The 1,847-nt window shown below is 54.6% G+C and carries 3 protein-coding genes; all 3 read right to left on the reverse strand.

Annotated features, from left to right (window positions below; all coding sequences use genetic code 11):
* Nucleotides 1-229 precede the first annotated feature (229 nt).
* Complete coding sequence (locus NW843_RS10470; RefSeq protein WP_011432158.1) at nt 230-400, reverse strand: chlorophyll a/b-binding protein; 171 nt, start codon at nt 398-400, stop codon at nt 230-232.
* Between the two features lie 62 nt (nt 401-462).
* Nucleotides 463-1,527: a spermidine/putrescine ABC transporter substrate-binding protein gene (locus NW843_RS10475; protein ID WP_148202683.1), complete on the reverse strand. Its 1,065-nt coding sequence runs from the start codon at nt 1,525-1,527 to the stop codon at nt 463-465.
* Nucleotides 1,528-1,658: 131 nt separating this feature from the next.
* Nucleotides 1,659-1,847 (reverse strand): hypothetical protein (locus tag NW843_RS10480; RefSeq protein ID WP_414522903.1); only part of this gene is annotated, 189 nt, incomplete at its 5' end.

Here is a 1,847-nt window from a genome sequence, read left to right on the forward strand (position 1 = left end):
TTTCCTGAACCATGTTCAGGAGAGTTCAGCGTGAATGTATCAGTCAGCGGCAGAAGCAAGGCAGTGGAAGCTGGACTTAACAGCCTGCATTTCGCTTCCACTTCCATTTGGATTCATTCAGACCTAAATCCAGAATCGAGGGCAATGCGAAAGCCTGGCTGCTTTGCAGAGGGTGGAAACTACAGCCAGGCAAGCAAGGATCTACAGCAGTGTCGTAGGCCCACCGGGATTACATCAGGCCGATTTGAGAGAGGATCCCTTGGCCGGTCAGCAACTCGGTCGCAACGCCAATCACAAAGCCCAACATTGCCAAACGGCCATTCCATTTTTCGGCGAAGGTGGTAAAGCCAAACTTAGCTTCTTGGTTTTCCATGGTTCTAGCTCCATCAACGGGTGACATCTTTAATGTGGCTCAGATATTAAAAAGTGTCAAGTTTTATGTCGAGAGCTAACAAGGGATCCCTAGCTGCTTTTCACGGTTGTCCAGAGGGCGTCGATGAGGCGCAGCTCTTCCCCTGACAGCACTTTAAGGTAGGTGAGTTTGGCAAGGGCCTCTTCGTCAGGGTAGATGGCCGGGTTTTGCCGATCTTCTGGGTTGATCATGGGCAGAGCTGCAGCGTTGGGGGTGGCGAAGCGGTTGTGGTTGCTCAGTTGAGCGCCGACTTCAGCATCCAGGATGAAATTGATGAAGCGATTGGCCAGCTCGGGGTTGGGGGCCTGGGCGGGAATGGCCATTACATCCAGCCAAATGTGGGCACCCTCGCGGGGGACAAAATAGCCGATGTTGGGGTTTTCTTCGGCAGCTTGCAGGGCATCGCCGCTGTAGACGATGGCTACATTGGCCGTTCCAGAAACCAGTTGGTTTTTGCCCCCCACGCCCCCAATTAGGCCGGCACTGCGGCGCTTGGTGTCGATCAAAAGCTGCTGGATCTGCTGCAGTTCGGAGCGAACGGTGGTGTTCATATCGAAGCCCAGGTAAACGGCAGCAGCGCCGATCATGGAGCGCATCTCGTCGATCATCACAAAGGGGCCATACTGCTGCTGCGGGTCGAAAATCAATCCCCAAGAGCGTTCAAAGTTTTCGGGCAGGCGGTCTTTGCGGTAGCCAATGCCGGTGGTGCCCCACTGATAGGCGGCGGTGTAGGTGTTTTCTGGATCAAAGGGCAGGCCGACAAATTTTTCGCCCAGGTTGCTTAGGTTGGGGATCAATTCTTTGTTGAGAGGCTGCAGCAGTCCCAGCTCCAACATGTTGGGCACAATGTAGTCGGTGGGAACAACAATGTCGTACTGGCTGGTGCCTCCCCCCCGCAGTTTGGCCACCATGTCTTCGTTGGATTCGTACACGCTGACCAGCACGCGGCTATTGGTGGCTTTTTCAAAGGCAGTGAGGATGTCAGGATCGATGTATTCTGACCAGATGTAGAGATTGAGGGTCTGCCTCTGGGCAGAGGTAACATGGGGCCAAAACAAAACCAGGACAAGCACACAGCAGAGTAGGGTTGTAGCCGAGGCAATCCACTTTTTCATGAGATTTCTCCGACTGTGAAAAGTTGAAAACATCGTATCTGCTTTCATCCCCCAGCCGGCTACACCCGCGGCTAGGGGGCACGCCTTGGGCAATCGCCAAGCCCCGCAAACTCCGGTTGAGGCTCGGGTACTCACCCTTGTTTCCAAGACAACACCCAAACGGTATCAACGCCTGCGCGAGCGATCCGCCAAAAGCCGCAAAGGCCGATTCTTTCGTCGGATCCCTCGATGCCTTGCGCCACAAGGCTTTCCAGCCCCAAAACCCCCTCGCCGCAGCTCTTTTTGCCGACTTTTTTCCGGATCCCTCGCAAATGGGTCTT

It is taken from the genome of Synechococcus sp. R5-12 (assembly GCF_047502655.1).
Taxonomy (GTDB): domain Bacteria; phylum Cyanobacteriota; class Cyanobacteriia; order Thermostichales; family Thermostichaceae; genus Thermostichus.